This window comes from Mesorhizobium sp. WSM4830 (genome assembly GCF_055811495.1).
Genome location: NZ_JBVVQI010000002.1, coordinates 293948 through 312069, shown reverse-complemented (window position 1 = coordinate 312069; position 18122 = coordinate 293948). Strand labels below are relative to the sequence as shown.

At 63.5% G+C, this 18122-nt stretch carries 17 protein-coding genes; 9 read left to right on the top strand and 8 right to left on the bottom strand.

Going from position 1 to position 18122, the window contains the following annotated elements:
* The first annotated feature begins 139 nt into the window (after positions 1–139).
* From dnaJ to AC0L2Y_RS04345, 5 genes are all read left to right on the top strand, one after another.
* Positions 140–1270, top strand: a complete 1131-nt coding sequence (gene dnaJ, locus AC0L2Y_RS04365; RefSeq protein WP_352663889.1) for a molecular chaperone DnaJ — start codon at positions 140–142, stop codon at positions 1268–1270.
* A gap of 116 nt (positions 1271–1386) precedes the next feature.
* Positions 1387–1992: a phospholipid N-methyltransferase PmtA gene (gene pmtA / locus AC0L2Y_RS04360; protein ID WP_023679853.1), complete on the top strand. Its 606-nt coding sequence runs from the start codon at positions 1387–1389 to the stop codon at positions 1990–1992.
* A gap of 60 nt (positions 1993–2052) precedes the next feature.
* Positions 2053–2649, top strand: coding sequence for an NADPH-dependent FMN reductase (locus tag AC0L2Y_RS04355; protein WP_473554061.1), 597 nt, complete (start codon positions 2053–2055; stop codon positions 2647–2649).
* Positions 2646–3359: an orotidine-5'-phosphate decarboxylase gene (pyrF, locus tag AC0L2Y_RS04350; protein ID WP_473554059.1), complete on the top strand. Its 714-nt coding sequence runs from the start codon at positions 2646–2648 to the stop codon at positions 3357–3359. The genes AC0L2Y_RS04355 and pyrF overlap by 4 nt, the downstream gene beginning before the upstream one ends.
* 171 nt (positions 3360–3530) lie before the next feature.
* Entirely contained in the window at positions 3531–3818 is a 288-nt protein-coding gene (locus tag AC0L2Y_RS04345; RefSeq protein WP_023718908.1) for a DUF1330 domain-containing protein, read from the top strand.
* Here AC0L2Y_RS04345 and AC0L2Y_RS04340 read toward each other — a convergent pair.
* From AC0L2Y_RS04340 to AC0L2Y_RS04315, 6 genes are all read right to left on the bottom strand, one after another.
* Positions 3815–4873 (bottom strand): D-alanine--D-alanine ligase family protein, encoded by a 1059-nt coding sequence (locus AC0L2Y_RS04340; RefSeq protein ID WP_473554057.1) that lies wholly within the window; start codon positions 4871–4873, stop codon positions 3815–3817. The two genes, AC0L2Y_RS04345 and AC0L2Y_RS04340, sit on opposite strands and share 4 nt — an antisense overlap.
* Before the next feature lie 158 nt (positions 4874–5031).
* The gene (locus AC0L2Y_RS04335; protein ID WP_473554056.1) at positions 5032–5913 is read right to left on the bottom strand and encodes an SMP-30/gluconolactonase/LRE family protein; all 882 of its coding nucleotides are present in this window, start codon (positions 5911–5913) and stop codon (positions 5032–5034) included.
* Positions 5913–6551 carry a 2-dehydro-3-deoxy-6-phosphogalactonate aldolase gene (locus tag AC0L2Y_RS04330; RefSeq protein ID WP_473554054.1) on the bottom strand — a complete coding sequence of 213 codons (639 nt, stop codon included), beginning with the start codon at positions 6549–6551 and terminating at the stop codon, positions 5913–5915. Before AC0L2Y_RS04330 ends, AC0L2Y_RS04335 begins: the two co-directional genes overlap by 1 nt.
* On the bottom strand, positions 6548–7498 hold the full coding sequence (locus AC0L2Y_RS04325; RefSeq protein ID WP_473554201.1) for a 2-dehydro-3-deoxygalactonokinase: 951 nt from the start codon (positions 7496–7498) through the stop codon (positions 6548–6550). The genes AC0L2Y_RS04330 and AC0L2Y_RS04325 overlap by 4 nt, the downstream gene beginning before the upstream one ends.
* Positions 7498–8265: an SDR family NAD(P)-dependent oxidoreductase gene (locus AC0L2Y_RS04320; RefSeq protein ID WP_473554053.1), complete on the bottom strand. Its 768-nt coding sequence runs from the start codon at positions 8263–8265 to the stop codon at positions 7498–7500. Before AC0L2Y_RS04320 ends, AC0L2Y_RS04325 begins: the two co-directional genes overlap by 1 nt.
* 131 nt (positions 8266–8396) lie before the next feature.
* Positions 8397–10193, bottom strand: coding sequence for a GtrA family protein (locus tag AC0L2Y_RS04315; protein WP_473554052.1), 1797 nt, complete (start codon positions 10191–10193; stop codon positions 8397–8399).
* 132 nt (positions 10194–10325) lie between these two features.
* Between AC0L2Y_RS04315 and AC0L2Y_RS04310 the strand changes: the two genes are divergently transcribed.
* From AC0L2Y_RS04310 to AC0L2Y_RS04295, 4 genes are all read left to right on the top strand, one after another.
* Entirely contained in the window at positions 10326–11333 is a 1008-nt protein-coding gene (locus tag AC0L2Y_RS04310; protein WP_473554050.1) for a glycosyltransferase, read from the top strand.
* Between the two features lie 8 nt (positions 11334–11341).
* Positions 11342–11716: a GtrA family protein gene (locus tag AC0L2Y_RS04305; protein ID WP_473554049.1), complete on the top strand. Its 375-nt coding sequence runs from the start codon at positions 11342–11344 to the stop codon at positions 11714–11716.
* 216 nt (positions 11717–11932) lie between these two features.
* Positions 11933–12874, top strand: a complete 942-nt coding sequence (gene gshB / locus AC0L2Y_RS04300) for a glutathione synthase (RefSeq protein ID WP_473554048.1) — start codon at positions 11933–11935, stop codon at positions 12872–12874.
* 161 nt (positions 12875–13035) lie between these two features.
* Positions 13036–14568 carry a YifB family Mg chelatase-like AAA ATPase gene (locus AC0L2Y_RS04295; protein ID WP_473554046.1) on the top strand — a complete coding sequence of 511 codons (1533 nt, stop codon included), beginning with the start codon at positions 13036–13038 and terminating at the stop codon, positions 14566–14568.
* A gap of 40 nt (positions 14569–14608) precedes the next feature.
* On the opposite strand, the gene AC0L2Y_RS04290 is transcribed toward AC0L2Y_RS04295, so the two are convergent.
* Positions 14609–15703, bottom strand: coding sequence for a hypothetical protein (locus tag AC0L2Y_RS04290; protein ID WP_473554044.1), 1095 nt, complete (start codon positions 15701–15703; stop codon positions 14609–14611).
* A 130-nt stretch (positions 15704–15833) separates the two neighbouring features.
* A complete protein-coding gene (locus tag AC0L2Y_RS04285) occupies positions 15834–18008 on the bottom strand; it encodes a malate synthase G (protein ID WP_473554043.1) in 2175 nt (724 codons plus the stop codon).
* Between the last annotated feature and the right edge of the window lie 114 nt (positions 18009–18122).

Below are 18122 nucleotides of genomic sequence, written 5' to 3'. Positions count from 1 at the left end.
ACGCGGAGCTCCGCGAAAAAATGCGGACAAAGCCTCGTAGACACTGGCATCCCGGCTCCATCACACCTAAATCGGAACAGCGTGCCGGCAAACGACGCAAGATGCTTCAAGACGTTGACTATCCGGACTGCGGGAAAACATGAAAGCTGATTTTTACGAAACGCTGGGCGTGCAAAAGGGCGCCGACGAGAAGGAGCTCAAGAGCGCTTTCCGCAAGTTGGCCATGCAGTTCCATCCCGACCGCAACCCAGGCGACCATGCCTGCGAGCACAAGTTCAAGGAAATCAACGAAGCCTACGAGACGCTGAAGGACCCGCAGAAGCGCGCCGCCTATGATCGCTTCGGCCACGCCGCCTTCGAGCACGGCGGTATGAATGGCGCGGCGCAAGGCTTTGGCGCTGGCGGCTTCGCCGACATTTTCGAGGACATTTTCGGCGACATGATGGGCGGGCGCCAGCGCCGCTCGTCCGGCGGCCGCGAGCGCGGCGCCGACCTGCGCTACAATATGGAAATTACGCTGGAAGAGGCATTTTCCGGCAAGACCGCGCAAATTCGCGTGCCGGCCTCGATCTCCTGTTCGGAATGCTCGGGCAGCGGCGCCAAGCCCGGCACCCAGCCCGTCACCTGCTCGATGTGCAACGGCCACGGCAAGGTGCGCGCCACGCAAGGCTTCTTCTCGATCGAGCGCACCTGCCCGCAATGCCAGGGGCGCGGCCAGACCATCAAGGATCCGTGCCCGAAATGCGCCGGCCAGGGCCGTGTCACCGAGGAGCGCTCGCTGTCGGTAAACATCCCTGCCGGCATCGAGGATGGCACCCGCATCCGGCTGGCCAATGAGGGCGAGGCCGGCCTGCGCGGCGGCCCGTCGGGCGATCTCTACATCTTCCTCGCGGTCAAGCCGCACGAATTCTTCCAGCGCGACGGCGCCGATCTTTATTGCAAGGTGCCGATCTCGATGACGACGGCAGCGCTTGGCGGCTCGTTCGAGGTGACGACGCTGGACGGTACCCAGACGAAGGTGAAGGTGCCGGAAGGCACTCAGAACGGTCGCCAGTTCCGCCTCAAGGGCAAGGGCATGCCGGTGCTGCGCCAGCCCAATATCGGCGACCTCTACATCCAGACCGTGGTTGAGACGCCGCAGAACCTTTCGCGCCGTCAGCGCGAATTGCTGGAGGAATTCGAGCAGCTTTCCTCAAAGGACAATTCGCCTCAGTCGAGCGGATTTTTCGCACGCATGAAGGACTTTTTCGAAACGTTCGGCGAGCACTGAAGCTGATCCCTGGAAACGCTTCCCGAGCGTCATCAACACCTTATCCGGGGATTCGCCTTGTCTTGCACCTCGTAACTGCTAAGTAGCATGCGAGGGAGCGTTGAGGAGGACTTTCGATGACGCGTAGTCCCGGACTGCGAAAGACGCTGGCAGAAAAGTTCGACGACGAGTTGAAGTTCTTCAAGGGCTGGATCGACAAGCCGAAGGCGGTCGGTTCGATCGTCCCGACCAGTTCCATCACCGCGGGCAAGATGGCCTCGATCGTCGATCCGACATCCGGCCTGCCGGTGCTTGAGGTCGGGCCCGGCACAGGCGTCATCACGCGCGCCATCCTCGCCCAGGGCATAAAGCCTGAAAATCTCTACGCGGTCGAATATTCCACTGATTTCGTGCGCCATCTGCGCCAGCTTTATCCAGGCGTCAACGTCATCGAGGGCGACGCCTTCAATCTCGACGCGACGCTCGGCGACAAGCGCGACCTGATCTTCGATTCGGTGATATCGGGCGTGCCGCTGCTCAATTTTCCGGTCGCCCAGCGCATCGCCTATGTCGAGAGCCTGCTCGACCGCATCCCGGCAGGCCGGCCGATCGTGCAGCTGACTTACGGGCCGCTGTCGCCGATCCCGCCCGGCCGCGGCGACTATACGGTCGAGCATTTCCATTTCGTCATCCGCAACATTCCGCCGACGCAGCTGTGGATCTACCGACGCGGGGCCGCTTGAATTGAAGCGTTGGGTTTGAATAGCACTTGTCATATACCCATCGGGTGACAAGGCAGACCCATGGCTGTGATCCCGAAAATTCTTGTCTTCGCCGGTTCGGTGCGCAACGGCGCCTATAGCGGCAGGACCGCCGACGTGGCGCAGAAGGAACTTGCCATGCAGGGCGCCGAGGTGACCCGCATCTCGCTTGCCGACTATCCACTGCCGATCCTCGACCAGGATTTGGAAAAGGACGAAGGCATTCCCGAAAACGCCGTCAAGCTCGGCCGGATGATCGCCGCCCATGACGGGCTGCTGATCGCGACGCCCGAATATAACGGCTCCATTCCGCCGCTGCTCAAGAACACCATCGACTGGGTGAGCCAGCTGCGCAAGGATGGCGGCCGGACGTTTAGGCCGCTTGCCGGCAAGGTTGCCGGCCTCTGCTCGTCTTCCAACGGACCCTTCGCCGGGATACGTTGCATCAACCATCTGCGCGCCGTGCTGGTGCGCTGCCGGATGGAGGTTGTGACACCGGAGTGTTCGGTGCCGGAGGGCGGCAACGCCTTCGACGACGAGGGCAACTTCAGGGACGAGAGACTACACCAATCGATGGAGCACCTATGCCGCACGCTGATCGAAACCTCGCGCATGCTGTCGACGCGGATCGAGGCATGATCCCGGACGCCGCGCATGCCGACACAATGCAGGAAAGGCTGATCGTCGGCCTCGACCTGCCGACGCTGAAGGAGGCCGAGAAGGCGGTGCGCGAGCTCGACGGGATCGTCTCCTTCTACAAGATCGGTTACCAGCTCGCCTTTGCCGGCGGGCTCGACTTCGCCCGCGAGCTGGCCAGCGGCGGCACCAGGATCTTTCTCGACATGAAGCTGCTCGACATCGATAACGCCGTTGCCAAGGGGGTCGAAAACATCGTCACGATGGGCATGAGCATGCTGACCATCCATGCCTATCCCAAGACAATGAAGGCGGCTGTCGAGGCTGCCAGGGGCAGCGACCTTTGCCTGCTGGGGGTTACTGTGCTGACCTCGATGGACGAGCAGGACGTGATCGACGCCGGCTATGAGTATGATCCGCGTACGCTGGTGCTGAGGCGCTCCGAGCAGGCGCTGCATGCCGGCATGGGCGGCATCGTCTGCTCGGCCGAGGAAGCGGAGGCGGTGCGCCGCATCGTCGGCCCCGACCTGGCCGTGGTGACGCCGGGAATCCGGCCGAAGGGCAGCGACCATGGCGACCAGAAACGCGTGGTGACGCCGGCGCAGGCGATCCGCAACGGCTCCAGCCACCTCGTGGTCGGCCGGCCGATCGTCGGCGCGGCCGACAGGCGGGCGGCAGCGGAAGCGATCCTCGATGAAATGCGCTCGGCCTAAGGACCAATCCCGAAACTCTACTCCGGCGGCCGTCTGGCGGCGTTTTCTCCGCTTCCGGTGCTCACGTACTTTGAGTACGCTCCGCTCCGGTTCTCGAAAACACCCCCAGCCAACTCGCCGGAGCGACTTTCAAAATCGGTCCGTGCTCTGCCAAAGACCCGGAGAAAAGCCATGCCCAAGGGATACTGGATCGCTCGCGTCGATGTACGCGATGCGGAAGGCTACAAGGATTATGTCGCAGCTGCCAAGCTGGCCTTCGACCGCTTCGGCGCCAAGTTCCTGGCGCGCGGTGGCGCGCATGAGAAGGCAGAGGGGCCGGGCCGCGACCGCAACGTGATCATCGAGTTTCCGTCGCTTGCGGCGGCGCATGACTGCTACCACTCGCCCGAATACCAGCGCGCCGTCGCGATCCGCCAGAAGGTGGCTGACGGCGAAATCGTGCTGGTCGAGGGGATTTAGGCGAGAAGCCGGTTCATCGCGGTTTCAGCCATCGCATCGGCGAGGCTCAGGCCCCATTGCCGGCGACAGTAATCGCGGAAATCGAAGCAGGGCAGGCCGGGACAGACCTCGAACTCGATGAGGTGCACGCTGTCGTCGGCTTCGACCCGGAAGTCGATGGAAAAGACGTCCCGCAGGCCAAGCCCGACCATCAGGTTTCCGGCGATTCGACGAATAATTGCATCCGCTCGAGGCTGGCTGTCGGCGACCGGCAGCAGCGCCGGCGATGTGTATGTTCCCGACGCTTTCGCCACTGCGCCGGTATCGCCGTAAAGCGCCAGGCTGTCCTGCATGGTCTGGAAATCGCCGCCTGAATCGACAAAGGCGATGCCCAGCGCCTCGACGCCGGTATCCGGCCTCAATCCGAGAAAACTGGCCCGCACGTTGCGTCCGGCGACATAGGGCTGGACCACGACATCGTCGCGATAGGCGGCGAAGACGCGCCGGCTAAGCTCCAGCGCATGGCCGAGATCGTCGCAGCGCGAATCCGGCCAGATGCCGATCTTGGCGCCGAGCCGGTTCGGCTTGACGAACCAGCCGCCGGACGAGGCCGGTGGCGCGACCAGCCAGGCACCGTCGCGGGCAAGGCCCGCCTGCGGCACCGGCAAGCCGAACGCGCCGAGCACGGCGCCGGACCGGAACTTGTCCTGACAGAGCGCGAACACCGCATCGTCGGCGCCGATCGCCTTCAGACCGTTCAGCCGTGCCAGAGCCGGTGCCGCGCCGCCGCGGAAATAGGCAATGCCGTCGGTCAGCGTCCAGACAAGCGTGGTCTTCGGAACTTCGCTGGCGAGAACGCTTGCGGCATTGTCGAGCGCCAGCGGCGCGAAGGTCAGGCCGCGCTTCTGGCAAGCGGCGGCAAGTGCGTCGAATTCAGCAGCGATGTCGGTCGATTGCGCCAGATAGGAGGCGATTTCGGCGGCGCGCTTCGGCACGTGATTATCGGCGACCAGCCGATCGAAGCAGGCCTTTTCCGGCTCATAAACCAGGATCAGTTTCGGCTTGCGGGTTGACATGGGTGGGACGGCTCCTGGCAGCACGATTGCCTACCATCGCACGGCGAACGCATTCGGCTTGCGCGGAACCGACGCCGATCGGACGCCTGCACGACAGCAAGTGCACCATGTTCTCGTTTGACCATGATCTTTCCCGAACCAAAGGTTCAGGATCATGGTCAGCCAATCAGCACGCGTGGCTCGAAGCGACCATTGACCGGAATGTCGAGCATAAACGTCATGCCGACTTGCGGGTCGAGCAGGCGCTGCTTCTCGCTCTTGCCCGACCAGGCGGAGGTGACCGCGATCCGGTCGGCATTCCCGCCGACAAAAGCCGGACAGGACGGTTGCGTGACCGGCATCGCCACCGAACGGACAAGCTTGCCGTCGGGCCCATAGGCTTCGACGACGCTGCCGCCCCAGCAGGCGTTCCACAATATGCCGTCGCGGTCGAGCACCGAACCATCGATATAGCCCTTGGCCGAGCGGTGGTCGACGAAGACCTTCGGTTCGCCAACCGGCAGGCCGGTCACCGGATCGCAGCCGACGCGCATCAACAGGCCGGTGCTGGTATCGGTGTAATAGGCAACGGTCCCATCCTCGGAAAAGCAGATAGAATTGGGCACCGTGATATCCGCATAGAGCCGACGCAGCTCGCCCTTGAAGAACCAGTAGATCGAACCGGCGGCCTTCTCCTCGCCCTTGCCCATGGTGCCGACCCAGAGCGCGCCGCAAGGGTGAACGCGTGAATCGTTCGAGCGGGTGACCGCATTGTCGGCCTCGATCGGCGTGTGCAACGTCAGCTTGCCCGTCGCGACGTCGCGGACATGCAGGCCGGTCTCGGTGGCGATCAACTGGCGCCGGTCGTCGACGATGGCGACGGCGCTGGCCGTCTGACCGAGCTCGTGGATCTTGACTGCACCGCCGGACAGACGTTTTTCCAGGAGCTGGCCGTTGACGATGTCGAACCAGTAGAGCGTGTCGGTCGCAGGGTCATAGCTTGGCCCCTCGCCCAATTGGCAGACATGGTCGGAAAAAACCGAAACGATGCTCTCGCTCATCATGCCACTCCAAACGCCGCGTCCCAGGCCTGAACTGCGGCTTTCGCCCGTGCTGCCACTTCGTCGACGCTCATGCCCGGCTTGAACAGACTGGAGCCCAGACCGAAGACGCTGACGCCGGCTGCCTTGTAGCCGGCAAAATCCTTGTCCGAAACGCCGCCGACGGCGCCGACCAGCACGTTGGCCGGCAGCACCGCGCGCATCGCCGAAATGCCTGCCGCGCCAAGCACGCTTGCCGGGAAGAATTTCAGCGCCGAGGCGCCGAGCCGGATGGCCTGGAATGCCTCGGTTGGCGTGAACACGCCGGGCATCGTCACCATGCCGTACTGCATGGCACGGCCCATGACCTCGGCATCGATATTGGGGCTGACCAGCAGCCGCCCGCCGGCCTTGTGCAGGCCATCGACATCGGCGGCGGTGAGCACCGTGCCGGCGCCGACCAGCGCTGTCGGAGGAAGCGCTTCGACAATGCCGGCGATCGAAACAAGGGGCTCGGGCGAGTTGAGCGGCACCTCGATCGCTTCGATGCCGGCGCCGAAGACCGCCTGGCCGATGGCCACCGCCTCGCTTGGCTTCAGGCCGCGCAGGATCGCGACCAGACCCCGCTCGAGCTTTGGAAAAGGTGCGGTCTCTGTCATGCGGCAACTCCATTTCCGGCGATCATGCCATTTTCGCGCGCGGCTTCGGCAAGGCCGGCGCGCACCGCCTCGTCGGCGTCGACCGCCCTGAAAGCGAGCCCGGCAAGGCCGAGCGCCTCGGCATAGAGCGTGCCAAGTGCGCCCGACGCGATCAGCACGACGGGCCCAGCGCTTACCCCATAACGGCGATTTGCCGAAGCGATCTCGCCGCCGATCAGCAGGCCCGACAGGCAGGCGGCGGCATCCTCCGGCTTCAGATCCTGCAGCAAGCTGGCGGCGCGGATCGAGAACAGTCTTGAAACGATGTCACCGCCCTCGGCCAACGCCTTCAGGCACCAGTCCCGGAAAAACGGACTTTCGGCGGCAACCGGCTTCGGCGGCTCACCCAGCGAATGGCGCAGGATCGAGTGCGCGGCGAGCACCGAAAACAGCTCGCCGGTCGGCCACGTGCCGAAGCCGGCAACAGAGCCGTCCTCGACCAGCACCCATTTCGAATGGGTGCCGGGCATGCAGACGAGGTGGCGTCCCTTTGCCGGCAAACCGGCGCCGGCAAGCTGGGTTTCCTCGCCGCGCATGACGTCAGGTGCATCGGCGAGGCGTTGGGCAAGGCCGGGCACGATGCGGATGTCGCGGCGCTGGCCGGGGATGCGGGCAGCGCCGGCGAGGACAGCATCGATCGGCGCCGGCACGCTGACATAGGGCGCCTCCAGCCAGCCCTGGCGCGAACCGGCCATGCCGCAAATAATGACCGGCAGCGCCTCGGCTGCGCCCATGGCGGCCAGATGCCCTTCGAGAATGGACGAAAATCCCTTGGCCTGGGCGGTGATCAGCCCGTCATCGCCGCGCCGCTCGGCGAGAACCTTGCCGGTGCCGTCGAGCAGCCAGACCCGCATACGGGTGGTGCCCCAGTCGACGACCGCGACGGACGCTGACTTGCTCGGTGAAATCACAGGAACCCCCCGTCGACGATCAGCATCTGCGCGGTCAGCATGCGTGAAGCATCCGACGCCAGGAACAGCACGGTGCCGACGATGTCTTCCGGCTGCATCACACGCTTGATGCACTGCTTGGCGACGTGGGCGGCGAGCGCCTCTTCGGTGACCCAGAGCTTTCTCTGCCGCTCGGTAATTACCCAGCCGGGCGCGATCGCGTTGACGCGGATGCCGTCGACGCCGAGCTTGCCGGCGAGACCCTTGGTGAGGCCGACGATGCCGGCCTTGGCGGCGGTGTAGGCCGGCATATCGGGATGGTTGATGAGAAACGAGGTCGAGGTGAAGTTGATGATCGAGCCGCCGCCGGCCCGCTTCATGCCTGGCGCCACCGCCTGTGCGCTGAAGAAATGCGGGCGCAGGTTTATGGCATGGTTGTTGTCCCAGAACTCGACCGTGACGTCTTCGACGGCATGACGGTCATCCTGCGCGGCATTGTTGACCAGCACGGTGACGTCGCCATGCGCCTCGGCGGCCCTGGCGACTGATAGCCGCAATGCCTCGATGTCGCGTATGTCGGTCTTGAGATAGAGCGGCCGAAAACCGAGCTCCTTGTCCAGCCGATCGGCCAGCGCCAGGCTCGGACGGTCGGCGATATCGATGAAGGCGACCTTTGCGCCCTGGCGAGCAAATCCCTCGGTCAACGCGGCACCAATGCCGGAGCCGCCACCGGTGATCAGCACCGAAGCGCCTTCGAGGTCGGCAAAGCGTGCCGATGGCATCATGAATTCTCTCCCGGTCCAATGATCTCGGTCGACCGGCGCGCATCCTATCCAGCCGTGTCGGGCGGGCAAGGGCGAAAGAGTGGATTGTCAGGACTTATGTCCGACAAAAGGCCGCACGGGCCGGCGGTAGATCAACTGCCCGGCCGGACGCGGTACAGTTCGACGGCGGCTCCGTTGTTCCCGGCAACCGGCTCAAGCCATTCCGGCACGCTGCCGCGCATCAGCCCGGCAAGAAAGCCTGCCGGCGCCTTGGTTGCGAGGAGCTTGCTTTCGGCGCTGCCGGGGCACAGCGCGACGAGGCCGACGTGATGATCGGCCAGGATCGTCCTGGCATCGGCATCGGACCCAAGGAAGGCATCGAGCACCAGCAGGTTGCCGGCGACGTTGCGATGATAAGGCCCGGCGAAGACGCGATGTCCGGAATAGGCCAGGATCGGCGATCCGAGATTGGAAATTGCCAGCACGGTAGTGCCGGGCAGGCGGCCAAGCGCCGCAAAGGAGGCCATGCGCTGGCAAGCGACATCAGTGCCATTATCGGCCGTGGCGTTGCTGTCGTCGAAGGCTACCGAGGTTGCCGCGGCAGCCCCAGTCCAGACCGCATTCACCGAAACCAGCCAGACGGCAGCCATGCGCAGCGCCACGCCACGCGATGCGCTGGCCTCGGCCCGTTGACGCCATTTGGCAATCCAGGCGGCAAGCGGGATGACAGCGAAGGCGATCGAGAATGTCGAACCGCGCACCTGCCAGGCGCTGACGATGAACGCCACGACAAGCAGCGCACCGACAAGGCTGTCCTGCCGTCGCCAGCCGCCACGGCCAAGGCGAAGCGCCATCAGCACGAGCGCAATGAGCGGCGTGGCATAGCGCGCCACCACCTCAGCCGGATCCTCGGCGAGCAGTTTGAACAGCGACTGCGCCTCGTCGATGTGATCAAGCCATAGCTCCTTGAGGCGCGGATCGAGGTTGGCGTAGGGCGCTGCCAGGCATTGCGGAAACAAAAGGACGACGACAGTGCCCAATGCCAGTGCAAGCAGGCCAAGCGAGGCGAACCGCCTCCCGCGCGTGCGGCCGGCGGGCTCGATCGACGCTATCGCCGCAAGGCCGGTTCCGGCAATCGCTGCGACGACGAACTGCACGGTCGAGAAGGCGTCGCATTGCGCCTGGCCCCAGGCGGATGGCGCAATGGTGGCGACAAAGACGAGAGCGGACACGCCGGCAAAGCCGAGGCCGAAATCCCTGGCGATCAGCCTCTCGCCATTGGCCTCGAGGGCAAACAGCGTGGCGACAGAGGCGCCGATGGTGGCGACATAAGGCGCGGTTTCCATGCCGACGGCCAGCATCAATCCGGCGCACAGGCCGGAGAGCAATGCCGCCGCCCTGCGCGACGGCGCTTCAAGCAGAAGGCTCAGGCTGGCCATGCTCAGCATCAGCTGGACATTGTGGTGGTCGAGCGCGCCGGGCGAAAAAATGCCGAGGAAATACAGTGCTGCGGCGCCGACGACGACAGCCGGCAGCACAGCGCCGTCACCGGCAAAGCTGCGAGCAGTGCGGGCGGTGAAAAACACGGTCAGGCAGAAGAGCAGCGCCGGCCACAGCACTTGAGCGACATTCTCGGCAAGGGCCGCGCTGCCGGTCAGGGCCGATACGGCGATGATGACGGCGGCGATCGGCGCATCGACCAGCCGCGACCAATGCATGACGAAACCGCCTTCCAGGCCCATCCGGTACTGGTGCAGATCGAACCAGCCCTGGCCGGCCAGCATGTCGCGAACTTCGACGAGGCGCAGCAGATTGTCGTTGTCACCGCCGGCATTGTTCAATTCCGGGAAGCCGGCAAAGGCATTGACGGCCAGCGCCAGCAATGTGGCAAGCAGCGCCAGCGCGATCTCGGACCTCCAACTGGAGGCGCCATCGTCGGCTGTGCTCATATCAGGACCTTTGGAAGGAATACTGGGCGGTTTAAACCTAGCCTTAACAGCTTCAATAAATAGTAAAGCCGCCCGAGCGAGGCCGGCGTTTGAGCGGCCAGGGGCCTCCTCACAGGGCATCCGGAGACGAAAATGCCACAAGACGTGCGCCATGAGCCGAGCATCGCCGTGCTGCTGCCTTGCTACAATGAGGAGCTGACGATCGGCGAAGTGGTGCGGCGCTTTCGCGAAACGCTGCCTTCCGCCGCGATCTATGTCTACGACAACAATTCCCGCGACCTGACGGCGCTCCGAGCCCGCGCCGCCGGCGCCATCGTGGTGCGCGAGCCGCGCCAGGGCAAAGGCAATGTCGTGCGCCGCATGTTTGCCGACATCGAGGCCGACATCTACCTGATGGCCGACGGCGACGGCACCTATGCGCCGGAGGACGCGCCGCAACTGATCAACACGCTGCTGACCGAGCGCTCCGACATGGTGGTGGGCACAAGGCGCGGCGTTGCCAACGATGCCGGCAGGACAGGCCACGCCTTCGGCAACCGCATCTTCAATAGCCTCTACAAGCGGCTGTTCGGCTCGGACTTTACCGATATCTTCTCCGGCTACCGCGCCTTCACCCGGCGCTTCGTCAAGAGTTTTCCCGCCGTTTCCGGCGGTTTCGAGATCGAGACCGAAATGTCGGTGCACGCCTCGCAGCTGAAATTGCCCGTCAGCGAGATCGGACTCGACTATGGCCGCCGGCCGGAAGGCTCCTCGTCGAAGCTGTCGACCTTTCGCGACGGCGCGAAGATCCTGTGGATGTTCGCCATGCTGATGAAGGAGACGCAGCCGCTGCGTTTCTTCGGCGCTTTTTCGGTGTTCTTCCTGGCATCGAGCCTGTTCCTGATGGCGCCGGTGCTGATCGAGTTCGCCGAAACCGGGCTTGTGCCGCGCATGCCGACCTGGGTGCTGTCGGTCGGGCTGCTGCTGCTGTCGATGCTGGCGGCGGTGACCGGGGTAATCCTCGATTCGGTGTCGCGCGGCCGGGCCGAGCAGAAGCGCATCTTCTATCTGTCGATGCCTTCCGGCCGCGTCGAACGCGAACGCGCAAGTGCGCTCGCGACTTTGAAGGCCGGACCGCGCAAGACCCCGCGGGCGGCTTAGAGCTCTAAATGGGACGCCTCGCCCGCTTCGTTATCGCCGGCGGCATCGGCTTCGTCGCCGATGCGGCGGCGCTTTGGCTGGTGCTGACGATAGCGCCGCTCGGACCCTTCGCGGCTCGCATCATCTCGATCGGTTTTGCCCTGTCCGTCACCTGGCTGATCAACCGCCATCTGACCTTCTCGCCTTCCAGCCGCGGCGTCGCGCAAGAGGGCGCACGCTATGGCGGCGTCGGCATTGCCACCAGCCTCGTCAATTATCTCGTCTATTGCGCCATGCTGTTCGCGCTGCCGATGGTGCCGCCGCTCATAGCTCTTGCGGTCGCCTCGCTGGTTGCCATGGCGCTGTCCTTCCTCGGCTATTCCAAGCTGGTCTTCGACCGCTGAAGGCACATCGCATTGGGGTCTGCGCCAAGCGAAGCGCAGCCTCATCATGATCTTGGCCGATTGGCAGAGGCCGCCGATTTCCTTATATCGCTGTCGTCGATGCATCGGCCCGAAAACCGGAATCGATTTTCGAAAAGCACGGTGCATGGATTCAAAAGTGTTGGAGCGTACTTTGTGCATCCAAGTGGATCGCCCCAAGTGCGCCGGAGAGCTGCCATGCCCCTTAAAGTCGCCGTCCAGATGGACCATATCTCCACCGTGTCGATTGCCGGCGACACGTCGTTTGCGCTGTCGCTGGAAGCGCAGCGGCGCGGCCACCAGCTGTTCCACTACACGCCCGACCGGCTGTCACTGCGCGACGGCAAGGTGTTTGCCCGTATCGAGGCGATGCAGGTCCGCGACGAGAAGGGCAACCATTATTCGCTGGGCGAAGAAGTCCGCACCGACCTATCGGAGATGGACGTCATCCTTTTGCGTCAGGATCCGCCCTTCGACATGAACTACATCACCACCACGCATGTCCTCGAGCGCATCCATCCGAAGACGCTGGTGGTCAACGATCCGGCCTGGGTGCGCAACAGCCCGGAAAAGATCTTCGTCACCGAATTTCCCGACCTGATGCCTGACACGCTGATCACCAAGGACCCGCTCGAGGTCGCCGCCTTTCGCAAGGAGTTCGGTGATATCATCGTCAAGCCGCTCTACGGCAATGGCGGCGCCGGCATCTTCCATCTGCATGAGGCCGACCGCAACCTCGCCTCGCTGCTCGAAATGTTCGGCCAGATGTTCCGCGAACCCTACATCGTGCAGCGCTACCTCAAGGAGGTGCGCGCCGGCGACAAGCGCATCATCCTGATCGACGGCGAGCCGGTCGGCGCCATCAACCGCGTGCCGGCCGAGCACGATTCGCGCTCCAACATGCATGTCGGCGGCCGCGCCGAAAAGACCGAGCTGACGGAACGCGAACGCGAGATCTGCGCCCGCATCGGCCCATCGCTGAAGGAGCGCGGCTTCATCCTCGTCGGCATCGACGTCATCGGCGACTACATGACCGAGATCAACGTGACCTCACCGACCGGCATACGCGAAGTGCGGCGTTTTGGGGGCGCCGACATCGCCAGTCTGTTCTGGGATGCCGTGGAGGAGAAGCGTAACTAGTCTCGCTTCGGGAGCGGCCGCGTTGCAAACCATTGCAGCCGTTGCGTTCACCCGTTCCCCAAATGTTCTTGCCTTCGCCGGAAATCTGTGGTTGTCTCCGGTGACGCCGTTCGCGGCATGATCGCAAAGGCTGGGGCAAAGCCTGCATCCGGGGTGACGACATGGTGGCGCGGGTTCGCACGGTTGCTTTCCAGGGCATCGAGGCCGTGCCGGTCGACGTGCAGGTGATGATCGCGCCGGGCAAGGTCAACATGCACATCGTCGGGCTGGCCGACAAGGCTGTAGCCGAAAGCCGCGAGCGGGTGCAGGCAGCACTGCATGCATCCGGCCTGTCGATGCCATCGAAGAAGGTCACCGTCAATCTGGCGCCCGCCGACCTGCCCAAGGAAGGCAGCCATTACGACCTACCGATCGCGCTCGGGCTGATGGCGGCGCTCGGCGCCATTCCGGGCGACATGCTGGCCGGCTATGTCGTGCTTGGCGAATTGTCGCTCGACGGCACCATTGCCGCGGTGGCCGGGGCGCTGCCGGCGGCGATCGGCGCCAATGCCGAAGGCAAGGGCCTGATCTGCCCGTTCGCCTGCGGGCCGGAAGCGGCCTGGGCCGGCAAGGATTTCGACATCTTGGCGCCGCGCAGCCTGATCGCCATCGCCAATCATTTTCGCGGCACGCAGGTCCTGTCGCGGCCGGAAGCCGGCATCCATGCTTCGGCGCGCGACCTGCCCGACCTTGCCGACATCAAGGGGCAAGAGACCGCCAAGCGGGCGCTGGAGGTGGCGGCGGCCGGCGGCCACAATCTTTTGATGGTCGGGCCGCCGGGGTCGGGAAAGTCGATGCTGGCGCAGCGGCTGCCGTCGATCCTGCCGCCGCTGGCGCCGAAGGAATTGCTCGAAGTCTCGATGATCGCCTCGGTGGCCGGCGAACTCGGCGAAGGAAAACTGACCGACCGGCGGCCGTTCCGGGCACCGCATCATTCGGCCTCGATGGCGGCGATGGTCGGCGGCGGCCTGCGCGTGCGGCCGGGCGAGGCCTCGCTCGCCCATCACGGCGTGCTGTTCCTCGACGAATTTCCGGAATTTTCGCCGCAGGCGCTCGATGCGCTGCGCCAGCCGCTCGAGACCGGCGACTGCATGATCGCGCGCGCCAATCATCGCGTCACCTATCCGGCGCGCATCCAGCTGGTCGCGGCGATGAACCCGTGCCGCTGCGGCATGGCCGGCGAGCCGGGCTATCGCTGCCTGCGCGGCGACCGCTGCCGCACCGACTACCAGGCGCGCATTTCCGGCCCGCTGCTCGACCGCATCGATCTCAGGATCGAGGTGCCGGCGGTTTCGGCCAGCGATCTGATCCGGCCGGACCGGGCGGAGAAGAGTGCAGCCGTGGCACTGCGCGTGGCGCGAGCGCGGACGATCCAGCGCGAGCGCTTCGAGCGGCTCGGCGCGACCTCCGCCACCACCAACGCACATTGCTCGCCGTCGGTCATCGAGGAGATTGCCATGCCCGATGCCGCCGGCCTGTCGCTGCTCAGGGATGCCAGCGAAAAGCTCGGCTTTTCCGCACGAGCCTATCACCGCGTCTTGAAGGTGGCGCGGACGCTGGCCGATCTCGAGGGCAGCGAGACGGTCGGTCGCATCCATCTGGCCGAAGCGATTTCCTACCGCATGAGTTCGGAGCGGATGGCGCAGGCGGCGTAGGAGCGTCCGTCCTGCGGTCGAACACGACGAAGAGCTCTGGTCAATTCCCGATACGAATTCCGATTTCTTTCGCTTCAAGATCAACAAGTAAACTATTCGTTTCAAAATACCGTATGCCAATGATGTTGTGGGCGATCGTTGGAGAGAATTCCAACTCGGATCTGTATGACGTGTCGAACTTCCACTCCCCCAGCATCGCGATTTTTACCGCGACTCTGGTCCCAACAGCCATTGATCCGCCCGAATCTTTTGGCGGGCTGTCCGCTATTACGATTGTCGAATTTCCAGTGTCGTAAAGCGTCGGCCGGCAAGTTGTTTTTTCTTTCAATAGGATACATGAACCTATGGTTGGGAAATTATAGCGATCGCTAGCGGTTTTCCACTTATCCATATTGAACCCGCTTTTCACGCTGTCCGATATCCCAATGTGAAGTGCCTTAACTGCCGGGCAATTCGCCTCCTCGTTCGTGCAAGCTCTCCAATCGGCTCCTACCGGAGAAAGATAATACCCCTTTCGCAAGCCATTTCTGGGACTCACGGCATCCATCGGGGATTTCAGTATTTGATTTGGTCCACCACCCCCAATAGGGGAAATGCCAAAAATTCCTTTTGGCCAGAGCCGGCCACCGACAATTTCACCTGTGCTGCGTCTGACCTCCTTATAGCGAATAAGGAAGGGGATGGATGCCTCGGTGGAGATGGAAGAGCCTCGGGAGCCGAAAGTCACTCGGGCCAACGCAACATTTCCGTACTCGTCGTAGGTTCCGTAATTCATGACGGCTTTTTGGGTGGTAACAGTTATCCCATCCAGTTCCAGATCTTTCGTGATTTTTATTCCTTCGACCGAACACAGCTTCTTGGGAAGCACAGATGCACAGTCGATCGTCATGCCACTGGACCCGGTATCCAACAAGAGCGGTTGATTTACTTTTCGGTTACCAAGGGACAGCACCTTAACATACAGCATCCGGATATTGGGTGGATTTCCCGGGTACTCCAATTTTATCAGAGGAACAGCTAATGGCACCTCTTCTGCAGCCAGGGTCGGCAGCGAATTGAATAGCAATGCTTCCCAAATGACCATTATCGACAAGAAGAATTTTCTGACGTTTAGTTCAGACCTGTTGTTGCCCATTTGGCCCCTGAGAAATTCGTCGCACGTTGTCGTGGCGGTATCCAGTCACGCTCACCCCACCCTACAGTACATTGTTCAAATATTTAATGCCTGAGGATCCGCGACCGTTCACAGCTGACTGTCATAGGTTTTATCCCGCCTGCTCTCGCGCCTTCAGCTCCAATCTCCGCGCGTGCAGCACCGGCTCGGTGTAGCCGTTGGGCTGGACGCGGCCTTTGAAGACGAGGTCGCAGGCGGCGAGGAAGGCGATGGACTTGTCGAAATCCGGTGCCATCGGCCGGTAGAGCGGATCGCCTTGGTTCTGGCGGTCGACGATATCAGCCATGCGCTTCATCGTCTCCATGACCTGCTCGGGCGTGCAGACGCCGTGATGCAGCCAGTTGGCGATGTGCTGCGAGGAGATGCGCAGCGTGGCGCGGTCCTCCATCAGGCCGATATCGCTAATGTCGGGCACCTTGGAGCAGCCGACGCCCTGGTCGATCCAGCGCACGACATAGCCCAGAATGCCTTGTGCGTTGTTGTCGAGTTCCTTCTGGATGTCTTCGGGCGACCAGTTCGGCCGCACCGCGACCGGCACCGACAGGATCTCGTCGAGCTTTGCCTTGGGCCGGCTTTTCAGCGCCTTCTGCACGGCATGGACGTCGATCTTGTGGTAGTGCGTGGCGTGCAGGGTTGCCGCCGTGGGCGATGGCACCCAGGCGGTATTGGCGCCGGCCTTGGGGTGCGCGATTTTCTCGGTCAGCATCGCCGCCATCAGGTCGGGCATCGCCCACATGCCCTTGCCGATCTGGGCGTGGCCGGCCAGTCCGCATTCCAGCCCGGTATCGACGTTCCAGGCCTCGTAGGCGGCAATCCAGGCGGCCTGCTTCATGTCGCCCTTGCGGATCATCGGGCCGGCTTCCATCGAGGTGTGGATCTCGTCGCCGGTGCGGTCGAGGAAGCCGGTGTTGATGAAGACGATGCGGTCTTTCGCGGCGCGGATCGCCTCCTTGAGGTTGACGGTGGTGCGCCGCTCCTCGTCCATGATGCCCATCTTGATGGTGTTTTTGGCCATGCCGAGCAGCGCTTCGACGCGGTCGAAAATCTCGACGGCGAAGGCGACTTCGTCGGGCCCGTGCATCTTGGGCTTTGCAATGTACATCGAGCCGGCGCGGGAGTTGGCGCGGCGCCCGTTCACGCCGATGTCGTGCAGCGCGATCAGCGCCGTCAGCGCCGCATCCATGATGCCTTCCGGCACCTCGTTGCCGTCGCGGTCTGATATCGCCGGATTGGTCATGAGGTGGCCGACGTTCCTGACCAGCATCAGCGAGCGGCCGGGCAAGGTCAGCGTGCCGCCATCCGGCGCAGTGTAAGTACGGTCGGGGTTGAGCCTCCGGACAAAGCTCTTGCCGGCCTTGGTGATCTCCTCCGCCAAGTCGCCCTTCATCAGGCCGAGCCAGTTGCGGTAGACCAGCACCTTATCCTCGGCATCGACGGCCGCCACCGAATCCTCGCAGTCCTGGATGGTGGTCAGCGCCGATTCCAGCACGACATCGGCAATGCCGGCCGGATCGGTGCGGCCGATCTGGTTGTTGTGGTCGACAATGATTTCGATGTGCAGGCCGTTCTTGACCAAAAGGACGGCTTCGGGGTCGGCGGCATCGCCGCGATAGCCGGCAAACTGCTTGAGGTCGGCAAGCGTGGTGGCGCCGGCACCCTCGCCCAGCCGCAACATGCCGTTGGCGACCGAAAGCCCGTTGACCCCCGCCCATTTGCCTGTCGTGAGCGGCACCGCCTCGTCGAAGAAGCTTTTCACCCAGGCGACGACCTTGGCGCCGCGCGCTGGATTGAATTTGTTGCCCTTCTCGGCGCCGTCCGTCTCCGGAATGGCATCGGTGCCGTAGAGCGCATCGTACAGCGAGCCCCAGCGCGCATTGGCGGCATTCAGCGCATAACGCGCGTTCATCACCGGCACCACCAGTTGCGGCCCGGCGACCGAAGCGATTTCCGGGTCGACATTTTCGGTCGTCACGCCGAAGGCCGGCCCCTCGGGCAGGAGATAGCCGATCTCGCGGAGGAAGCTCTTGTAGGCCTCCATGTCGACGGGCGCGCCATTGTCGCGATACCAGCGGTCGAGCTTGTCCTGCATGGCATCGCGCTTATCGAGCAGCGCCCGGTTTTTTGGCGAGAGATCATGGACGATCGCCGAAAAGCCGTTCCAGAATGCCCCAGCCTCGATGCCGGTGCCCGGCAGCGCCTCGTTCACGACGAAATCATGAAGCTCGCGGGCAATCCGCAATCCGGCGATCTCGACGCGATCGGTCATCAGGGCTTCTCCAAGGCTTGGCCGGGTTGCCGGCACCGGGGCGTTTGACATGCCATGGCTACAGGGTCAATTCGCTTAGGCCGAAGGTAGGGCATTTTCGCCGCTGGCCAAAGC